This window comes from Rickettsia endosymbiont of Gonocerus acuteangulatus (assembly GCF_964026435.1).
Taxonomy (GTDB): domain Bacteria; phylum Pseudomonadota; class Alphaproteobacteria; order Rickettsiales; family Rickettsiaceae; genus Rickettsia.
This window is the reverse complement of sequence record NZ_OZ032147.1, coordinates 352,412-371,668: the sequence shown is the minus strand read 5'-3', so window position 1 is coordinate 371,668 and position 19,257 is coordinate 352,412. Positions and strand designations below refer to the sequence as shown.

Below are 19,257 nucleotides of genomic sequence, written 5' to 3'. Positions count from 1 at the left end.
AAATTAAAAGCTCGATTTATCTCGCTTTATACTGGATTCCCGCCTACGCGGGAATGACATAAGTGATCCATGGACGCCGACTTGTCCACAAGATGACACCCTAATTTATAGCCTCGACTATCTTACTAGCCGCATCAGCTAAATCATAAGCAGGTATTATTTCTAAACCTGAATTTGATAAAATCTCTTTACCTTTTTCAACATTTGTACCAGCCAACCGAACTACTAGCGGTACTTTTATACCTATATCTTTTGCTGCTGCGATAATTCCTTCTGCTATAATATCACAACGCATAATCCCACCAAAAATATTAACTAAAATGCCTTTCACTTCTTTGTCAGATAAAATTATTTTTAAGGCTTCTTTCACACGTTCACGATCAGCTCCGCCCCCAACATCTAAGAAATTCGCAGGCGTTGCACCATAAAGCTTAATAATATCCATTGTTGCCATAGCAAGCCCTGCACCATTTACCATACAACCAATACTACCATCCATTTTCACATAGCTAAGCCCCGCATCAGCTGCTCTTGTTTCTAACGGGTCTTCTTCATCTTGATCACGCAGAGCCATAATTTCAGGATGCTTAAATAGACCATTATCATCAAAGGTAAATTTTGCATCTAATGCTAATAAATTACCCTCTTTATTTACAATTAAAGGATTAATCTCAATTTGTGCTGCATCTGTTTCAATAAAAGCTTTGTAGGTTGCTTTTACTATTTCTTTCATTTGCTTTACTTGATGGTCTTTAAACCCCAATTCATATGCTATTCCTTGAGCATGGAAATTTTGTAAGCCGGTAGCTGGATCAACTGAAAATTTGATAATTTTTTCAGGTGTTTTTTCTGCAACTTCTTCTATATCAACACCACCCTCCGTAGAAGCTATAAAGGTGATGCAACTAGCTGATCTATCAAATACGACACTAAAATAATATTCCTTTAAAATATCACAACCTGATTCAATATAAAGACGATTTACTTTCTGCCCTTGTGGTCCTGTTTGGTGTGTGACCAAATTAATACCGAACATATCATGAGCAACTTTTTTTGCTTCCTCTTTGCTCTTAACAACCTTAACACCTCCGGCTTTACCTCTACCACCAGCATGTATTTGTGCCTTAACTACATAAACCTTTGTATTTAGCTCATCAATTGCGGCATTAATGCTTTCGGTTTTCGTAACCACTACCCCAGTTGAAGTAGGCACACCGTATTTTCTTAAAATCTCTTTTGCTTGATATTCGTGAATATTCATAAATAATTTATTTAAATAATTAAAACATAGTATAATGATTAATCTTCAGGCTGTAAAGTAGAGACATCTAAATTAAAGTTATTTTCTATCACTGCCTTACTAATAGCCTTATCTATATCTATCGGTTCATTTTCCCCTTTATTTTTACCTTTTCCAAAAAAGTCTAAAATATTTTTACTCATTACCACATCCTCTTAAGTACATTATCCTTTCTAATAAAATGATGATAAAACGCAGCTAGTGTATGAAGAATAATCAGAGCAGTAAATAATAAAGCTGCTTTTTGGTGGATTTTTTTGCATATTTTGGCGAATTGTAAATCTTGGGCAAAAGATTGTATAGTAAATAAGCCGTAAAAATCTATATGATGATTTGACAAAATAGTCATAAGAAAGCCGCTTATTGGCATCAATATCATTAAAAGATATAAGATATTTATGTTAATGGCTGTGGCTTTCTTTTGCCAGTTTGGTAAATCAGCAGACAGTAAAACAGTAGTGTTATAGAATTTCCATAAAAGCCTTAATATAACTAGAGTTAAAATTAGCACTCCGGTTGCTTAATGTAAACCAAATATTTGCCATTTTAAAGGCGGCTCTATGTAATCATCCATTAAAAAACCGGCAATGAGCATTAATATAACCATAATACTCATAACCCAGTGGAAAAGTTTAGCAATCAACCCATAAGAATTTTCAGTATTCGTAAGTAGCATAATTGTACTCCTAATGATGTCATACTGCGTCTTAACCGCGGTATCTTTTATTACACGCTGTGTCCTGAGATCCCGTGGACAAGGCCACGGGATGACAGTATTACACTCGCAATGACCTAGCCGTATTACTCTCCAATTGCCTTATCTATTATCTTCTCTGCTTCCACTCCGTTTAGATTCTCTTGATCATTCAAAATTAAATCTCTTTTGGGTATATTCCCCGCCGCTTGCGGCGTAATATGGCGGAATGAGCAAATATATACATAAAAGTCATAATGTTACGGTACTGCTGTATCACATGGTATTTCCAGCAAAATATCGCCGAGCAGTGTTTGACGTATCAGTTGATCAAGTATTACGAGAAATATGTTTAGAGATAGAAAAGAGATATCAAATAAAATTTTTAGAAATAGGGGTTGATGAAGATCATGTCCATTTTTTGGTACAATCTGTACCAACCTATAGCGTAACAAAAATAGTAACAACAATTAAAAGTGTTACAGCTCGTCAAATATTTAGACAGTGTCCACAGGTAAAGAAACAATTATGGGGTGGAGAATTTTGGACTGATGGATATTTTACGAGTACGGTAGGTAAGCATTGAAATGAGAATATGATAGGAAAATACGTAAAAAACCAAGGCAAGGAATATCAGAAACTGCATGAGGATCATCAGCTAGCTTTCTTCTAAAATACCCCGCTGCTTGCGGCGGGGATTACTTTTATTTAGCATTTTTTAGATCATCGCCAATTTCTTCAGCACGTCCTTTTAAGATTTTAGCTAAAAATTGTTCAGCAAGAGCATAATAAGAGATTCTGTTACCAGGTTTTGCAAAGCCGTGACCTTCATCTTTATAAAGTGCATAAACTACTGGTATATGCTTTGCTTTCATAGCGTTTACAATCTGATCGGATTCTGCTTGCACGACTCTCACATCATGAGCTCCTTGGGCTATGAATAAAGGCTTTTTGATATTATCAACAAAATTAATCGGTGATCTTTGTCTTAAAAACTCTTTTTCCTCTTCAGTATCCCAAGGACCTATACGTGTTTTATATATACTTAATAATGGAGCCAAATATGGGGCTTTAGTTTGTACATGAGTTAATAAATTAGACATACCAACAACATCAACACCGCAAGCAAACACATCAGGTGTCATAGTAAGACCAACTAGCGTTGCATAACCGCCGTAACTTCCACCCATGATCCCTATTTTATCAGCTTCTGCTATATTATTCTTAATAGCCCAATTTACACCATCAATTAAATCAGTATGCATTTTACCGGCATATTCTAAATTTCCAGCATTAAGGAAATCTTTACCAAAGCCAGTAGAACCACGGTAATTAATACTTAAAACTGCATAGCCACGATTAGCAAGCCATTGATGCTCCGGATCGTATCCCCAACTATCACGTGCCCATGGACCACCATGAACATTAATTATTAGCGGCACTTTCTTATCAGGAATATTATTTTCATCAAGTTTCACATCATTTGGGAAAGTAATATAACTAACCAAATCAAAACCATCACGTGACTTAATGATTACCGGTATCATTTTAGCAAGTTTATATTGCTCTAATTCTTTGCGGTTAGTAAATAAAAACTCAGCTTTTTTATTTATTCTATCGTACTTATAGTATTTTACCAGTGAATTATCGCTGTTATAAGCTACAATCCAAGTTTTATCATCAAGTGTTCTGCTATTAATAATCAAATCACCTCAATCAAGATTTTGCAAATATTTGATATCATCTTCAATATCTTTATCTAATATTTTGTATGATACCATATCATAGTTTACTGATACTGCTTGTGGTGTCTGCTTGGTAGGATGAACTGTAAACAGACCTATATCAGCTTTCGCATCTGCCGCTAATATTACTTCACTATTAGTATAGTAGCTAAATTTATAGCTTTAAGGGCTGAGGTATTACGATCACGCCCCTCTAGCATATATAAAGTTTCACCATTAGCATCAAAACCAAGTATAGCGGTATTAAACGAATCTTCCATTGATATTTTGGTAAATAGCTGAGGCTTGCCATCTTTTAATTCGTAATATTCAACAGCACCATCTTTATCTAATAAACTACCAAATCTTAAATTTAAATTTTCATCTGTTACAAAATTGGTAAATTTATCATTTTGATAAATCAGTTCTTTTTCTAAAGTATCTAGATTTAATTTATAAATATCAAAATATTCAGGATTACGCTCATTTGAATCTATTAATATTTCATTTGGCTTTTTGTAGCTCAGCCCAACTAGACCAGCTTTGACTCCCTTTTCTGGAGTAAGTAACTTTGTTTCTTTTGTTTCTATATTATAACTATAAATTCGATCATTTTCATCGCCGTTAAAATCTTGAGTATATAAAATATTTTTATTGTTATAAGCTTTAGCATAAGACCATATACCACGCCCTTTATCATGCGTTATAGCTTCCGCTTTACTAATATCATCGCTTGGAGCTAGCCAAATATTCAACACCCCGTCTTTTGGTGCAACATTATTTGCCGTCATGAGTTAATGATACTCTGGCTTTGTCAGGATTACCGAACAGAACTTTACGAGGGATTATTTTATTATCATCACCTGTTATAGTGGATTTATTTTGAAATATAAAAAAGACACCTATTATTAATATAGTGCCTATAATATAGAATAATTTGTTCATTACTAATAGTTTGTTATTTATATTGTTGCGTGGTACCAAATTGTCATTGCGAGCGAATGAAATGAGCGTGGCAATCTTATGAAGCAGGACTCCTGAGATTGCCACGTCGATGCGTTGCATCTCCTCACAATGACGGCAAAAACTACACTTTTTCTATATTGCTTAAAAACCAATCCACTTCCTTGGTATTAGCATTACGGGTAAAAGTCCATTCTTCTTTTAATTCCTCTATTTTGTCAACTACGTTTTTACCTTGGAATAGTAATTTAATAAATATGTTGTTGCCAAATGTATAAATTTCAGAATATTTAGCGTTTAAAGCATTTGAGTCGAAAAAATTACCATAAGAATCAGATATTTTTTCAAATTCTTCTAAAAATCTTTTATCAACTAATTCAGCAAGTTCTTCTGTTTGGTTTTTATAAGCAGCTTCTATAATCATTTGGAAAGCGATTTTAGCATTGTTTATAAATTTAATAGGTTGAAATGCATTAAGACGTTTATGTACTGTTTCCATACCATCCACAACTGCCGTTATATTCTGTTCTACTATCAAATTTTTAAAAGTTTTAATATCTTGTGCGGTTGGTAGATCTTTTTCTTCTTCATATGATTTATTAGAACTGTGTGTTACATCTTTAATAACTGGTTCACCAAAATAAGATTTTTGTTTCGCTGGATCATCATCCGAAGTAGCACCAAGCGTCGTAATTAGCTTATTAATAATAAAAAAAGCAATACCAGCAAAAATTAATAACTCGATTATTTGAGGAGACATTCTACTTACTCTAAAAGATTATCTCTTTATTTTAATACAAAAAAACAATCTTTGAAAGTTATTTATGGAAATAAGGCTTTATTTTTTATAAAAATTAATAATTTTTTATACTGGAAATATAAAAACATTAAGAAATAATATGGGTATACTTATAGTTTAAAAAAATACTAAAAAGTAACTAAAAGCACTTGGTTATTTTAATTACTGTTGATAGTATATAGAGCGTGAATGATGTTTAAACTCCATTATTGCAAAACAGCTTATTAAGCCTTTAGTGCAAACTTTATGCTAGGGGACTGTTGTACTAAGTATTTTTAAATACTTACTACAATGGATAATTATTGTTTTCAATGATTGAGTTTATCCCCTAGCACCTGTTCCTATCTAAAATATATCCCATTTTTAGTTATTATTAGTATCCTTTAGTAACTGCTCTACCTTTAAGGCATTGTCAAATCCGTGGTCGTAATGAAATCTTATATCGGGTGAGTATTTCATATTTATCTTGCTTGTTACGAAATTTCTGATAGCATTTTTGGAATTATTTAGGCTTTCGGTAATCTCTTGAGGCGTTAGTTTAGTGTTAAAAGGTAGAAAATAGCAATTGGCTATTTTTAAATCGGCAGTAACTATAATTTTTGTTATCGTAAGAGGACAATCGTAAAGTCTAGGGTCGAGCATTTTACCACGATGTAAAATCTCAATTAATGCTTCATTTATTATACTTGCTACTTTTTGCTGTCTATGAGAGTTTTCCGAGGTTAATTTTTTCATGGCTATTTATATAATATATAGTTCTGCAATATAATAGCAGGCTTTTGCTAAACAACCAAGCTCCAAAAATTTTGAAAATTTTGTTTTAAAAAAACCAGAAAATAAGGAAATAAAGCTTCCCCAAAAAGGAAACGCCATCAGAAGAAGTATAAATATCTCATATTTATAAAAAAGTTGTGCTAAATTTTTATGCCTTAAGATATTTTGTTCATTTTTAGAAGAGTAGAAAATATTTAAAGCACATTTACCAAAAATATAATTAACTATATTACCACCAAGAGAAGCACAAGTAACTACTACAAACATTATAGGATAACTATAGTTACCAAACATTTTCATAGAATGAAAAATTAATTCACGCTGAAAACCGATGACTAAGTTTGAGACAAAACTATCAACAAATAATAAACTAAATGCTTCAAATTGTTCCATAAATACTGTAATGTTTTTAAATTATTTATAATTAAACATCAAAAAATAGTAATCAGCAATGAAAAAACAAATTATATACCCAGATTTTATAGCACGTATTTTTTCTACAGCCCTTGATTTATCGTTATTTGCTTTCATAGCAATTCCAATTTTACAATTTTGTTTCTTTTATCTAATGGTTTTTTTCTATAATGATTATTTCCAGAGCTATAATATTGACTTGCATAATCAAAGCAAGGTTCTTCAATCTGTTATGAGTCAAGAATTTTATGAATATCTTAAAGCAGGAAATTTTAATAAATATATTTTGTTTAATATTTCAATTTTACTAATTAATTTAACAGTGATAGGTTCCTATTTTATAGGTTTTTGGTATTATAAAGGAGCAACTATTGGTAAAATATTTATGCGTATGAGAATAGTAGATGCAAACGACTTTAACCGTCCGACCCTTAAACAGTTAATTAAACGATTCCTTGGATATATGACATTTCCAATCGGTATTTTCTTTATACTTTTCTCTTCTCAGAAACAAGCATTACATGATAAAATAGCTGGAACTGTCGTAATAAAGGCTTAACATGAACGATAATAATAACGAGATAGACCAGCTAATTTACCTTTTTTCTAAGCTTCCCGGGCTTGGTAGCAGATCAGCAAGACGTATAATATTATATTTATTACAAGACAAGGATGTAAGGCTAAAAACCCTTATCAATAATCTTATAGCAATAGATAAGAAAATAGTAAAATGTCAGGTTTGTGGTAATATGGATACTGAAAATATTTGCGGTATTTGCACGTCTGAATATCGAGATAAATCAATTATTGCAATCGTTGAAACTGTTGCTGAATTATGGGCGATGGAGCGTAGTGGTAATTTCAAAGGACTATATCACGTGCTTGGTCATAATTTATCGGCTGCTAGCAGACAAAACCCTAGTATCTTGAGGTTACCAGAACTACTTGACAGATGCTTTAAGGAAAATATTAAAGAAGTGATTATCGCAACTAACTCTACTTTAGAAGGGCAAACTACTGCCTATTTTATTACAGAATACCTAAAAGACCATCCCGCAAAAATCTCTCGCCTCGCTAGCGGCATACCTATCGGTGGTGAACTCGACTATTTAGATGAGGGAACTCTGTCTGCTGCTATTAATTTAAGACAGCCTTTTGAGTAAGTTAAAAAGCTTCATGAAATTCTAAATTATGCTCTCCAGCAAATTTTATTACATCTTTATGATTACCAAAGTGATCAAAATTTATTAATAATTCACCTTGGGGATTAGTATATAATTTGTTTGTATATACAAAACTTACGCTATGTTTGGTTCTAAATATCGTAAAGATGGAGAACGCAGCTGTTGTTGTATATAGTCATCTAAAAGCCCTAACTTTATTTGGTAAACCGTTTTACCGATTGTATTTGCAGTCCTTTTGAGAAATGCCCAAACTAAAAATGCCCAACTAATATGATTACGTTGAATACGCTGTTTCCTGCATTGACAACGTTCTATCCCAGTAAGTTGCTTAATTTCTCTGTGCATGCTCTCAATTACCCATCGAAAGCCACACTCATCTTGTGCAGCTTTAGAAGATTTGTGAGTTTTGTTATTGGTAACAACATACTCAACTCTGTTGGTAGAAACAGTAAATTTAAACAAATTAACATGCTTATTTTTAGCAAAGCCTTTTATATGAATCTCTACTCCATGCCTGATCTCTTCATATGAAAATGTCAACTCTTTTACAGCTTTATAAGGTTTAGAATCGTGTGTTTTACTAACGTTTCTATTGGCTTTAATAGGGGCATAATAATATTTCCCCAGAGAGTCAACATGTTGCATAATTTTGTGTGTAGAATACCATGTGTCAAAAAGTACTGTTTGAAAAGGAATCTTCTTGCTATAAACAGCATTATTTAACATGTTTAATAGGTGTTCTAGTTTTGTTGCTCCATCATGATCAGGTGCAAAAATTCGATAATCTATTACCCAAAACTTATTAATATCAGGGTTATAATATACCAGACTCACTACTCCTATACCTTTAGTAACTCTACCTGTAGCTCCACTGTACTGCGATCTTGCAATTTCTATTTGCTTCATATTCCTTTTATTTAAAACCGTATCATCAAATATTGTATATCCATTAGATGAAAAAAATAACATCATTCTTGATGTGTTCCCATAACAAAACTACATTTCTTTGCATGTTCAGCGTAGTAGGTTAAACTATAATTCTTTTGGCTAACTATTAAAAATTGACAATAATCTGTCCTATTAATTGGTATTGCTTGCAACTTTATCCTCTTTGACATGTTTAATTATTTTTACAATAATTTATCACTTTTTTACTCATAGCGTAAGTTTTGACATTATACGTTAAATATTAAGATTTGTCAAATAATTAAGATTTTAGATGATAGAATAAAAAACGTCATTACGAGAAGAAACTGCAAGTTTCGACGAAGCAATCTCAGGACGTTTAACAAGATTGTCGGGTCGATTCTACGAATTTCCTTGCAATAACATTTTTTGACTCACATGGAATAAGAAAGAAAAAACTACTCTATAGCTTTTTCGATATTAACTATTATTGCAGGGGATTTATTAATTTCTTGTTTAAGAGTTTTTCGTATCGTAGATTTTATTTTTTCTTCTATCTGTTCTTTAGATAAAGCTTTTTTAGCTTGGCTCTGCTGAGTTTTAATAAGCTCTGCAATGTCATTTTTAATTATATTAATCAATTGCATATCTTCATTTTCGTCAAGTAAACCTGGCATAGATAATATTGGCTTCGCAGCAAGCATATTTTTCTGATCAATTACAATCGAAGCTATTACTATACCAGACTCACGCATACGTCTTCTAGCTTTAAAAATAGGTGATTCTATAGGGAGTAAATAGTTACCATCAACAGCTAAATAACCGCTTTCAACTTTTGCAATCACTTTAGCATTATTAGGTTCAAGTAACACCACGCTGCCATTCTCAACTTCCACTGCTTGTTTTATGCCATTTTTCTTAGCAAGTTTAACATGTTCATGAATATGTACTGGCTCACCATGTACAGGTATACAAATATTTGGTCTAATTAAAGAATACATTTTTTGTAACTCATCAACAGAAGGGTGACCTGATACATGCACGAAATGATCACGTTCGGTAATAACTTCCACGCCACTTTTAATGAATATATTAAACAGCCTAAATATTTTCTTTTCATTACCAGGGATAATTTTTGAAGAAAAGATCATGGTGTCTTTAGGTGCAAGCTTTATTGACGGGTGCGAGTTAGAGGCTAGTTTTGCAGTAGCAGCTAACGGCTCACCTTGACAACCAGTAGCGATTATTAATAGCTCTTCTCTTCTGAATCTACTAACATCACGTTCACTAATTAAAGGCGTGATATCTTTAAAATAACCGCTCTCTTCGGCGGCAAGCTTAATACGGTGCAAACTTCTACCAGTTAGGGCTACTTTTCTACCTGCAAGTTGAGCTGCGTGAATAATTGTATCAAGACGTGCTAGATTAGAAGCAAAAGTTGAAACTACTACCATTTGCGGGCAGCCAGCTATAATATCTATTAAACTTTTTTTAACATCACCCTCAGAGCCGGAACTTCCTTTATTAAAGACGTTGGTAGAATCGCAAACTAACGCAAACACTCCCTCGTCCCCATAAGACTTTAAAAGCTCTTCATCAGCTTTTTTACCAAGCACAGGATCATTATCAAATTTCCAATCTCCTGTATGTAAAATATTACCCGCCTCTGTACGGATCATAATTGCTTGCATCTCAGGTGCTGAGTGGGTTAATGGTACCATTTCCAGCGAAAAAGGAGATAAATCTATTTTACCTCCTGGTTTTATTTCATGAATTTTAATATTTTTAGCAAAATCATATTCATTTAAACGAATTTTCAAAAAATTTGCCGTGAAAGTAGTAGTATATATAGGACATTTGAGGCTATTCCATAGATATTGTACTCCGCCCAAATGATCTTCATGAGCATGAGTTATAATCATTCCGACTATATCTTTTTTATGTTTTTCAATGAAACTGCTATCTGCAATCATCATATCAACGCCCGGTAAATAATCATCAGCAAAACCGCTACCACAATCAATAATTAGCCATTTACCTTTATAATGATACAGATTAAAATTCATACCTATTTCGTTAGAACCACCAAGAGGTATAAATAGTAAATCATTTTTATGATTTTTGATATTGAATGACGACATATTAATTTCTATAATTATTATATTTATTATTGTATACCTTTAATACTTCAAAAGTTGGTAAGCCAAATAAGTGGTGAGTCTGCGGAACGTAGATAAACTACGTGAGCAAAGACGAATCCTGAAATTTGGCTTACCAACTTTTGAAGTATTAAAGGTATATATCTTATAACTTATTATTGCTTAAGCGTCTATCTTTAAAAAAGAAATTCACAATGAATATGAATAAAATAGCATTAGTTTATAATGAAAATTCTAAATCTTCAAGTAGTATAGAGGAAATAAAAAAACTTTATACTTATTGTGACGTGGAAGATGCGGACGTAATCATGGTAGCTGGCGGGGACGGGGAGTTATTGCATAACATACATCGTTATATGCCTTTAAATATACCTTTTTATGGTGTTAATTTAGGTAGCCTCGGCTTTCTGATGAACCCTTTGGATATTAAAAATATAATACAAAATATTCAAGAAAGCACCGCTTCTACTCTTAATCCTCTTTTAATGCAAGCTGAAGCTGTGGATGGTCAAATACATGCAGCTCTTGCGATTAATGAAGTATCAATATTTCGTAAAACTAATCAAGCAGCTAAATTTAGAATTGAAGTAAACGGCGTAGAGCGAATGAGTGAGCTAGTGGCAGATGGAGCTTTAGTTGCAACACCGGCAGGTAGTAGTGCCTATAATTTATCTGCCGGTGGTTATATTCTCCCTCTAGAGTCGAATATGCTATGCCTAACTCCTATATGTTCATTCAGACCACGTAGATGGCATGGGGCATTATTACCGTCTTCAGCTTCCATTAAATTTGAAATACTTAATACAAATAAAAGACCAGTAAATGCCACTGCCGATTTTCAGGAATTTAATAATATAAAATCAGTTACTATTAAATCAACTAACGATAAATCTATCAAACTGCTCTTTAATAAGAATCATACTTTAGAAGATCGTATTATCAAAGAACAGTTTGGCGGGTAGACTCGTTTTATTTGAAAAATTGGTGTCGTCGCTTCTCATTTTTGATCCTTACGTACTAATATGTACGCTGCGGTCAAAAATTCTAAGGCTCCTAGCTCTTTTCCAAATAAACTTCGTCTACCGATTCTTCATTTACCCAAAATCTTCAAAAAATATTGAACAGTCACCTACTACGTCTTCATCGGGACCGTTCGGGTATAGCTTAATGCGATAAGGTAGTGATTTTTTAAGAGCATAGTAAACAGCATCAAAAAAGTGCTCAAAATTAGAAATAGTTTTTCTTATTTCATTCTTGATTTTAAACCAGTAATGCTCAATAGGATTTAAGTCAGGAGAGTAAGTTGGTAAAAATAAAATACTGCAACCAACAGATTCAATTAACGTTTTCACTTTTGTACTCAAAACTTACGCTATGAGTAAAAAAGTGATAAATTATTGTAAAAATAATTAAACATGTCAAAGAGGATAAAGTTGCAAGCAATACCAATTAATAGGACAGATTATTGTCAATTTTTAATAGTTAGCCAAAAGAATTATAGTTTAACCTACTACGCTGAACATGCAAAGAAATGTAGTCATGATGTTATTAATAGATTTTTAAGGAATGAAAAATATACACCTTCTTTGTTATGGGAACACATCAAGAATGATGTTATTTTTTCATCTAATGGATATACAATATTTGATGATACGGTTTTAAATAAAAGGAATACGAAGCAAATAGAAATTGCAAGATCGCAGTACAGTGGAGCTACAGGTAGAGTTACTAAAGGTATAGGAGTAGTGAGTCTGGTATATTATAACCCTGATATTAATAAGTTTTGGGTAATAGATTATCGAATTTTTGCACCTGATCATGATGGAGCAACAAAACTAGAACACCTATTAAACATGTTAAATAATGCTGTTTATAGCAAGAAGATTCCTTTTCAAACAGTACTTTTTGACACATGGTATTCTACACACAAAATTATGCAACATGTTGACTCTCTGGGGAAATATTATTATGCCCCTATTAAAGCCAATAGAAACGTTAGTAAAACACACGATTCTAAACCTTATAAAGCTGTAAAAGAGTTGACATTTTCAGATGAAGAGATCAGGCATGGAGTAGAGATTCATATAAAAGGCTTTGCTAAAAATAAGCATGTTAATTTGTTTAAATTTACTGTTTCTACCAACAGAGTTGAGTATGTTGTTACCAATAACAAAACTCACAAATCTTCTAAAGCTGCACAAGATGAGTGTGGCTTTCGATGGGTAATTGAGAGCATGCACAGAGAAATTAAGCAACTTACTGGGATAGAACGTTGTCAATGCAGGAAACAGCGTATTCAACGTAATCATATTAGTTGGGCATTTTTAGTTTGGGCATTTCTCAAAAGGACTGCAAATACAATCGGTAAAACGGTTTACCAAATAAAGTTAGGGCTTTTAGATGACTATATGCAACAACAGCTGCGTTCTCCATCTTTACGATATTTAGAACCAAACATAGCGTAAGTTTTGAAGATTAAAGGCGAAGTATTTATATTATGGAGAGCCGTTGACTCTGAGGGTCATGAATTAGAAGTATTACTGCAGAAGCGTCGTAACAAGAAATCAGCTATCCGTTTTTTATCAAGATTATTGGGTAATTATCCAGCTCCAATAGTAATTGTTACTGATAAGCTCAGGAGTTACATTAAACCGGTTAAGCTTATGTGTCCTAAGACTCAGCATCGCACTCATAAGAGATTAAATAATCGTGTTGAAAATGCTCACCAGCCAACTAGGCGAAAAGAAAAGATATTAATTAAATTCAAGCATCCTAATTCAGCACAATGTACATTATCACTGATGGGCAAAGTCAGAAATATATTTGCCATAAATGTTGGAAGATATACTAAAACAGCACCTGAGCAAAGAATTGCATTTGCATAGAGTCTTTCTAATTAAGTGTGTAAATTTTTCATAGGGCTTAAATTCTACCTTCAAATTTTATCAAAAAGTGAGCCATAGCTGCGTTCCAGTTTGGAATCGGCATAGCCCATTTCTTGGTCATATAATCAATTGCCAAATATAAGGTCTTAAAAACGGCATTATCATTTGGAAAAACCCGTTTATTCTTAACCTTACGTAATTGGCTATTGACAGATTCTACACTATTCGTTGTGTATATTACTTTCCTTATCGCCTCAGGGTATCCTAGAAAAACCATTAAATTTTCCCAATGAACATACCAAGATTTAGCAATTTGTGGATACTGTTTACTCCATTTAGCTTCAAAAGATTCTAAAGCAAGATGCACTTCTTCCTCTGTGCTAGCAGTATAAATAGGCTTTAAATCAGCCGCTAATTCTTTTCGGTCTTTATATGATACATATTTTAAACTATTTCTAATCTGATGTACAATACATAATTGATGTTCGGTTTTCGGAAAAACTGCCTCTATCGCCTCAGACATACCGGTTAAATTATCACTGCAAGCAATAAGCATGTCTTGCATACCTCTGTTCTTCATCTCAGTAAAATTACCAAGCCAAAATTTTGCTCCTTCATTTTCACTGATCCACAATCCTAAAATATCCTTCCTGCCAGATAAATCAATACCTAATGCTACATATACAGACTTATTGATAATTCGTTTATCTTGACGTACTTTTACTACTAAACAGTCAAAAAATACTATAGCATATACTCGATCCAATGGTCGGCTTTGCCATATCTTGACATCCTCAATTACATCATCAGTAATTTGACTTATCAAACTTTCGCTAACGTCAGCTCCATACAATTCTTGCATTTGAATCTTAATATCAGATAAGCTCATTCCTTTAGCGTATAACGATATTATTTTATCATCAAATCCTTCAATACGTCTTTAACGCTTTGGAATTAATGCAGGTTCAAATGTACTACTTCTATCCCTTGGAACCTCAATCTCTATAACTCCATTATTTGTTACTAGATTCTTTACATTCTTACCATTACGAACATTATCACTATCAGTATGACAATATTTATCATATCCTAAGTGATTATTCATCTCTGACTGCAATGCCTTCTCTACAAGCCGTTTGGTTAATTGCTTTAATAAACCATCCTCTTTAAGTAATGTTGATATATCTGTATCATTATTTATTAATAAATCTATCGCTTGATTTATTGCTTCATTTTGTTTTTGGCGCATATAATTTCTCCTTTTGTTATATTATATTTTTATATAACCTTTGAGAAATTCCCACACTTATTTGGACAGAGCCCAATAATACTCGCATGTGATAAGAAGACTTGCAGGAAGTGTTGGGGTTAAGATGGTGGAGTATTGGTATGAGTGATATTTTAGAGAAAGCAAGCATCATGTTTAAAGATACAATGGAGGAAGAGAATATAGAATGTAAAATCACATTATAGGACATCGACACTGCACCAAAGTTATCAAAACTTACGCTATGTTATAGCAAATATGCTAAAAACTCTTATTACACAGCAATGTTTTATAGTGAAGCACTTCATAATATCCCTTAATTCATGGGCATTATATCAAACATAGCGTAAGTTTTGTTATATAGTAAATATGTGGAGGATTCTCAAAACTATGATGACCAGATTTATAGTATAATCAAGACATTGCCTGTAAATCTGTATATGCAGTAGTCTTACTACATACAATTGTACATAAAGGGTATAATTTAACGAATTATCAAGACAAATTTAGTAGTAATATATTATATTCAGTTGACCTTACTGATCAGATCATATCTTTTTGTTATAAATTTCCTTCTGGTTCTGTACATGACTTTAATAAACTTGTATCAGATAATAAAGAATTAGCAGAAATATCTATCTTTTCTTCTCTTGTGCTTCATTTATATAAGATAAGTATTTTGAACGATGCTGATGCGTTATTTCATGAGATGAATATTAGTAAAATCTTAAGTAGTTATTATATTCCTTATCTTATATCGCATATAGAATACTCGGAGTTTACTGACATTCTACACGATGAATTATCATTACATGATGCGGCATTTAATGGTGATATAAAATTGATCAAACATTTAGTCAAGAATGACTTTAGTATTGATATTAAAAATAGTGCTGGCGAAACACCATTGTTCCGCGCAGTCATCGGAAGTTAAATAGATGCAGTGAAGTATCTAATGACATGCGGGGCAGATATTAATGCAAGAACGCAATACACTAAGATGACTTCGCTGCTCTATGCTGCTTTTTATAAAGATATAAAGCTTGTGAAAGAGTTAATAGAACTTGGTGCAGATGTTAATGTTAATAACACTTATGGCAGTTCGGTATTAGAGTCTATTGTAAGGAAAGGAGATATTGAGCTTACTAAAGAACTAGTAAAACTTGGGGCTAATGTGCATGTCATGCATGATGTTTGTGGAACATTGTTACATGCTGCTGCATTTAGTGGCAATCTAGAGTTAGTACGATATGTAATCGAGGAGCTTGGCGTCAATGATGTTCATGCCAGAGATATGCGTGGTTATACGCCTAGAGATTTGGCAAAGCAAAAAGGTAATGTTAACATAGAACAATTTTTAATGGAACAAGAATGTAGTGCTAATATGATACAGGATATATCATCTCTATCATGTCACAATATACTATATGATAATATATACATACCACCACCACAATCAAAAGTTTTAAATAATGTAGTTAGCATTACTGATAACTCGTACGAACGAAATGATGTATTAGAGCATTGTACATTAAGTGGAATTCATACGGATTTTGATGATACTTTAAGAATAGGGACCACTTTTGGTATATAATTAGTAGTGCTTAAACCTTTACACTCAAATGTACGAGAAACTTCCTTTTGCCAATTATGTGTGATTTATAGACATAGTTATAATAAGGATGTAAGCTCAAATGTAATTTAGTTATAAAAAATACCAAAATGGACTCTAAGATTAAAATACGTTTGAGTTGGGTTAAATTATATCAAGAGTCAGGTAATGCAGGGAAAGTGTGTAGTTATTATGGTATTTCAAGATCTACCTTACGTAAATGGTATAAACGTTATGAGTTATTGGGTATTGAGGGGCTGCATTCTTTAAGCAGGAAACCGCATACATTTCCTTTTCAGAAATTAAATGATATATCAGAGCAACAAATACTAGTGTTACGACAAGAGAGGAAATTAGGAGCAAGACGTATTCAGAATGAACTAAAACGTTTACATAACATTTCGTTTTCTATGGCTACTATACATAAAGTCCTGCAGAAACATAATCTTGGTAAGATAAACTTAAAGCGGCATTATTGTAAGCAAGTAAAACGTTATAGTGCTAAAGTTCCAGGGGCAAGGATACAAATGGACGTGTGTAAGATAGCCAGTAATTTATATCAGTATACTGCCATAGATGATTGCACTAGATATAAGATATTAGCTTTATATAAAAGATGTACTGCAATAAACACAGTATCTTTTTTAGAGAAAGTATTAACACATCTGCCATTTCCAATACAGCGTATTCAAACTGATAGAGGACAGGAGTTTTTTGCGTACATTGTACAAGATTATCTGAAAGAACATAAAATTAAATTTCGTCCTATTAAACCGTTGTCACCTCATCTAAATGGTAAGGTAGAAAGATCGCAAAAGACTGATTTAGATGAATTTTATAGTAGTGTTGATATACGAAGTATAGAATTACCAAAGCAATTATATAATTGGGAGCATTACTATAATCATAATAGGGGACACACTTCTCTTGCTGGGAAAACACCTTGGGAAAAATATCAGGATCTTAAATCTTCTGTTCCTTCTATACAGGAATTGAAAAAAATTATGATCCGTTAAAAGAACCATTTATTATGCAAGATTATAAATATAATAAAGAACTAAGGAGCATTATTAAACATAAAAAGGTATCAAGCCGTATAATTGATTAGTCACGAATTAAACAGACATCTTAGTTGTAACTATGTCTATGAATCTCACAATTTAAGTATTTTAAGTGTAAAATCATTATGTTTTGTTTTACCATAAATAAGGCATTTATATTTAAATATGTCTCATAGTCACATATGATGCTACTATCAAACTATTCATAAACTACTGTAATAAAGGCAGTTTACACCTTAACTTGATACGTATGATCAGAAAGATTGTGTAAGTTATGCGTATCAGAGATATTAACCCCTAATACTTGCTTGTACCGCTTTACATTCATTGATGATGATAAACACCCAAGATTATGTAAAACAAATTTATAACTTACTTATTTTGTACTTTGTGCTATAATATGTTAATGCATATACAAATATTAGTAACTAATTATGGCAGTTTCAAAGTTCCTAGATCCTAAAAATGATGTCGCCTTCAAGAAAATCTTTGGTTCTGAAAAAAACAAAGATATTCTTATTCATTTTATTAATGACATCATGGAATTTAAAGATGCAGAACAAATACAGGATGTTACTTTCTTAAGTCCTGTCCAAGACCCTGATATTGCTTATAAAAAACAATCTTTCGTCGATGTTCTTTGTAAAGCTCAAAATGGTACGCAAATCATCGTAGAAATGCAAGTCTCCCCTTCTAAAGGCTTTGAGAAAAGAGCTCAATATTATGCCGCTAAAGCTTATTCACGACAACTATCCCAAGGACAAAAACAAGACGGTCTCTATGCTAACCTTAAGGAAGTCATCTTTATTGCTATTAGTGATTATATTATCTTCCCTGATAAAGCTGATTATATCTCTCATCATGTTATCCTAGATAAAATTACTTTTGAACACGATTTAAAGGATTTCTCTTTTAGCTTTATTGAACTACCTAAATTTAATATAGATAAAATTGAAGACTTAAAAACTATTACCGAAAAATGGTGCTATTTCTTTAAATATGCTGCTAACACAAATGAAGCTGACCTGCAGAAAATTATAGGTAGTGATCTTGTAGTAGGGCGTGCTTATGAAGCATTAAATCAGTTTAACTGGAATGAAGTAGAACTCCTGGCTTATGAGCAAGAAATTAAACGCATCATGGATAACAAAGCTGTCGAAGATTTCATGATTGAATCCGCTGAAGCTAGAGGTATGCAGATCGGAAAAACTGAAGAAAAAATAGCAATAGCAAGAAACTTAAAAAGATCAGGAGTAGCAATTACGATAATATCTGAGTCTACTGGCTTAACTAAAAAGCAAATTGAAGAATTAGATGATTAAATTTTAAGTTGAGTTAACTATAAAGTAAGTGCATATTTAAATAACAGACCGGCCATTGGAATTACTAAAAATCAGTTAACTATATTGGTATAGAATGCATTGAATAGCATGACCCAATATGGTTTAATAGACTGCTGTATATTAGATAAATATTCATTTTCAATCATTGAAATTAAAATCAGTAATTAATCAA

Annotated in this window: 17 protein-coding genes and 5 pseudogenes; 10 read left to right on the top strand and 12 right to left on the bottom strand. The window is 32.5% G+C overall.

Translation table 11 applies throughout. The annotated features are described in order from the left end of the window. Nucleotides 1-100: 100 nt before the first annotated feature. The 3 genes from sucC to AAGD55_RS02270 are packed head-to-tail and all read right to left on the bottom strand — an operon-like array spanning nt 101 to nt 1,811. Nucleotides 101-1,261, bottom strand: a complete 1,161-nt coding sequence (gene sucC, locus AAGD55_RS02280; RefSeq protein WP_341791984.1) for an ADP-forming succinate--CoA ligase subunit beta — start codon at nt 1,259-1,261, stop codon at nt 101-103. Nucleotides 1,262-1,299: 38 nt separating this feature from the next. Beyond that, nucleotides 1,300-1,443, bottom strand: a complete 144-nt coding sequence (locus AAGD55_RS02275) for a hypothetical protein (RefSeq protein WP_341791983.1) — start codon at nt 1,441-1,443, stop codon at nt 1,300-1,302. Next, complete coding sequence (locus tag AAGD55_RS02270; RefSeq protein ID WP_341791982.1) at nt 1,443-1,811, bottom strand: cytochrome b; 369 nt, start codon at nt 1,809-1,811, stop codon at nt 1,443-1,445. The genes AAGD55_RS02275 and AAGD55_RS02270 overlap by 1 nt, the downstream gene beginning before the upstream one ends. A 412-nt stretch (nt 1,812-2,223) precedes the next feature. On the opposite strand from AAGD55_RS02270, the pseudogene tnpA reads away from it, so the two are divergent. Next, a pseudogene (gene tnpA, locus AAGD55_RS02265) lies at nt 2,224-2,667 on the top strand (IS200/IS605 family transposase). Nucleotides 2,668-2,704: 37 nt separating this feature from the next. Here tnpA and AAGD55_RS02260 read toward each other — a convergent pair. The 4 genes and pseudogenes from AAGD55_RS02260 to AAGD55_RS02245 all read right to left on the bottom strand — a co-directional run. After that, nucleotides 2,705-4,663 (bottom strand): annotated as a pseudogene (locus AAGD55_RS02260) (prolyl oligopeptidase family serine peptidase); the annotation flags it as partial. Nucleotides 4,664-4,805: 142 nt separating this feature from the next. Further along, on the bottom strand, nt 4,806-5,441 hold the full coding sequence (locus AAGD55_RS02255; RefSeq protein ID WP_341791981.1) for a Tim44 domain-containing protein: 636 nt from the start codon (nt 5,439-5,441) through the stop codon (nt 4,806-4,808). A gap of 402 nt (nt 5,442-5,843) precedes the next feature. Continuing rightward, complete coding sequence (gene rbfA, locus AAGD55_RS02250) at nt 5,844-6,215, bottom strand: 30S ribosome-binding factor RbfA (RefSeq protein WP_341791980.1); 372 nt, start codon at nt 6,213-6,215, stop codon at nt 5,844-5,846. Between the two features lie 6 nt (nt 6,216-6,221). Further along, nucleotides 6,222-6,647, bottom strand: coding sequence for a YqaA family protein (locus AAGD55_RS02245; RefSeq protein WP_341791979.1), 426 nt, complete (start codon nt 6,645-6,647; stop codon nt 6,222-6,224). Nucleotides 6,648-6,705: 58 nt separating this feature from the next. On the opposite strand from AAGD55_RS02245, the gene AAGD55_RS02240 reads away from it, so the two are divergent. Next, nucleotides 6,706-7,227, top strand: a complete 522-nt coding sequence (locus AAGD55_RS02240) for an RDD family protein (RefSeq protein WP_341791978.1) — start codon at nt 6,706-6,708, stop codon at nt 7,225-7,227. A gap of 1 nt (nt 7,228) precedes the next feature. Further along, nucleotides 7,229-7,831, top strand: coding sequence for a recombination mediator RecR (recR, locus tag AAGD55_RS02235; protein WP_341791977.1), 603 nt, complete (start codon nt 7,229-7,231; stop codon nt 7,829-7,831). Nucleotides 7,832-7,966: 135 nt separating this feature from the next. Here recR and AAGD55_RS02230 read toward each other — a convergent pair whose 3' ends face one another. From AAGD55_RS02230 to AAGD55_RS02220, 3 genes are all read right to left on the bottom strand, one after another. Further along, nucleotides 7,967-8,821, bottom strand: a complete 855-nt coding sequence (locus AAGD55_RS02230; RefSeq protein WP_341791976.1) for a transposase — start codon at nt 8,819-8,821, stop codon at nt 7,967-7,969. Then, on the bottom strand, nt 8,821-8,970 hold the full coding sequence (locus AAGD55_RS02225; RefSeq protein WP_341791740.1) for a hypothetical protein: 150 nt from the start codon (nt 8,968-8,970) through the stop codon (nt 8,821-8,823). Before AAGD55_RS02225 ends, AAGD55_RS02230 begins: the two co-directional genes overlap by 1 nt. A gap of 246 nt (nt 8,971-9,216) precedes the next feature. Then, complete coding sequence (locus AAGD55_RS02220) at nt 9,217-10,899, bottom strand: ribonuclease J (RefSeq protein WP_341791975.1); 1,683 nt, start codon at nt 10,897-10,899, stop codon at nt 9,217-9,219. 212 nt (nt 10,900-11,111) lie between these two features. On the opposite strand from AAGD55_RS02220, the gene AAGD55_RS02215 reads away from it, so the two are divergent. Beyond that, nucleotides 11,112-11,879 carry an NAD kinase gene (locus AAGD55_RS02215; protein ID WP_341791974.1) on the top strand — a complete coding sequence of 256 codons (768 nt, stop codon included), beginning with the start codon at nt 11,112-11,114 and terminating at the stop codon, nt 11,877-11,879. A 225-nt stretch (nt 11,880-12,104) separates the two neighbouring features. Here the strand turns inward: AAGD55_RS02215 and AAGD55_RS02210 are convergent. Then, nucleotides 12,105-12,269: pseudogene (locus tag AAGD55_RS02210) on the bottom strand (transposase); the annotation flags it as partial. Between the two features lie 63 nt (nt 12,270-12,332). On the opposite strand from AAGD55_RS02210, the gene AAGD55_RS02205 reads away from it, so the two are divergent. Next, a complete protein-coding gene (locus AAGD55_RS02205; RefSeq protein ID WP_341790834.1) occupies nt 12,333-13,382 on the top strand; it encodes a transposase in 1,050 nt (349 codons plus the stop codon). A 3-nt stretch (nt 13,383-13,385) separates the two neighbouring features. Next, nucleotides 13,386-13,802, top strand: a complete 417-nt coding sequence (locus AAGD55_RS02200; RefSeq protein WP_341791973.1) for a DDE-type integrase/transposase/recombinase — start codon at nt 13,386-13,388, stop codon at nt 13,800-13,802. 37 nt (nt 13,803-13,839) lie between these two features. On the opposite strand, the pseudogene AAGD55_RS02195 reads toward AAGD55_RS02200, so the two are convergent. Next, nucleotides 13,840-15,051, bottom strand: a pseudogene (locus tag AAGD55_RS02195) (IS256 family transposase). A gap of 697 nt (nt 15,052-15,748) precedes the next feature. Between AAGD55_RS02195 and AAGD55_RS02190 the strand changes: the two are divergent. The 4 genes and pseudogenes from AAGD55_RS02190 to AAGD55_RS02175 all read left to right on the top strand — a co-directional run bounded on the left by AAGD55_RS02190 (nt 15,749) and on the right by AAGD55_RS02175 (nt 19,064). Next, on the top strand, nt 15,749-16,003 hold the full coding sequence (locus AAGD55_RS02190) for an ankyrin repeat domain-containing protein (protein ID WP_341791972.1): 255 nt from the start codon (nt 15,749-15,751) through the stop codon (nt 16,001-16,003). Between the two features lie 21 nt (nt 16,004-16,024). Next, nucleotides 16,025-16,663, top strand: a complete 639-nt coding sequence (locus AAGD55_RS02185) for an ankyrin repeat domain-containing protein (protein WP_341791971.1) — start codon at nt 16,025-16,027, stop codon at nt 16,661-16,663. 128 nt (nt 16,664-16,791) lie between these two features. After that, a pseudogene (locus AAGD55_RS02180) lies at nt 16,792-17,789 on the top strand (IS481 family transposase). A 387-nt stretch (nt 17,790-18,176) separates the two neighbouring features. Beyond that, nucleotides 18,177-19,064 carry an Rpn family recombination-promoting nuclease/putative transposase gene (locus AAGD55_RS02175; protein ID WP_341791970.1) on the top strand — a complete coding sequence of 296 codons (888 nt, stop codon included), beginning with the start codon at nt 18,177-18,179 and terminating at the stop codon, nt 19,062-19,064. Nucleotides 19,065-19,257 lie beyond the last annotated feature (193 nt).

Coding starts and splice junctions, on each gene's coding strand:
- AAGD55_RS02225 (WP_341791740.1), bottom strand. CDS start 8,970: ATGTCAAAGAGGATAAAGTTGCAAGCAATACCAATTAATAGGACAGAT.
- rbfA (WP_341791980.1), bottom strand. CDS start 6,215: ATGAAAAAATTAACCTCGGAAAACTCTCATAGACAGCAAAAAGTAGCA.
- AAGD55_RS02255 (WP_341791981.1), bottom strand. CDS start 5,441: ATGTCTCCTCAAATAATCGAGTTATTAATTTTTGCTGGTATTGCTTTT.
- AAGD55_RS02230 (WP_341791976.1), bottom strand. CDS start 8,821: ATGTTATTTTTTTCATCTAATGGATATACAATATTTGATGATACGGTT.
- AAGD55_RS02185 (WP_341791971.1), top strand. CDS start 16,025: ATGACATGCGGGGCAGATATTAATGCAAGAACGCAATACACTAAGATG.
- sucC (WP_341791984.1), bottom strand. CDS start 1,261: ATGAATATTCACGAATATCAAGCAAAAGAGATTTTAAGAAAATACGGT.
- AAGD55_RS02175 (WP_341791970.1), top strand. CDS start 18,177: ATGGCAGTTTCAAAGTTCCTAGATCCTAAAAATGATGTCGCCTTCAAG.
- AAGD55_RS02275 (WP_341791983.1), bottom strand. CDS start 1,443: ATGAGTAAAAATATTTTAGACTTTTTTGGAAAAGGTAAAAATAAAGGG.
- AAGD55_RS02220 (WP_341791975.1), bottom strand. CDS start 10,899: ATGTCGTCATTCAATATCAAAAATCATAAAAATGATTTACTATTTATA.
- AAGD55_RS02245 (WP_341791979.1), bottom strand. CDS start 6,647: ATGGAACAATTTGAAGCATTTAGTTTATTATTTGTTGATAGTTTTGTC.
- AAGD55_RS02215 (WP_341791974.1), top strand. CDS start 11,112: ATGAATATGAATAAAATAGCATTAGTTTATAATGAAAATTCTAAATCT.
- AAGD55_RS02240 (WP_341791978.1), top strand. CDS start 6,706: ATGAAAAAACAAATTATATACCCAGATTTTATAGCACGTATTTTTTCT.
- recR (WP_341791977.1), top strand. CDS start 7,229: ATGAACGATAATAATAACGAGATAGACCAGCTAATTTACCTTTTTTCT.
- AAGD55_RS02205 (WP_341790834.1), top strand. CDS start 12,333: ATGTCAAAGAGGATAAAGTTGCAAGCAATACCAATTAATAGGACAGAT.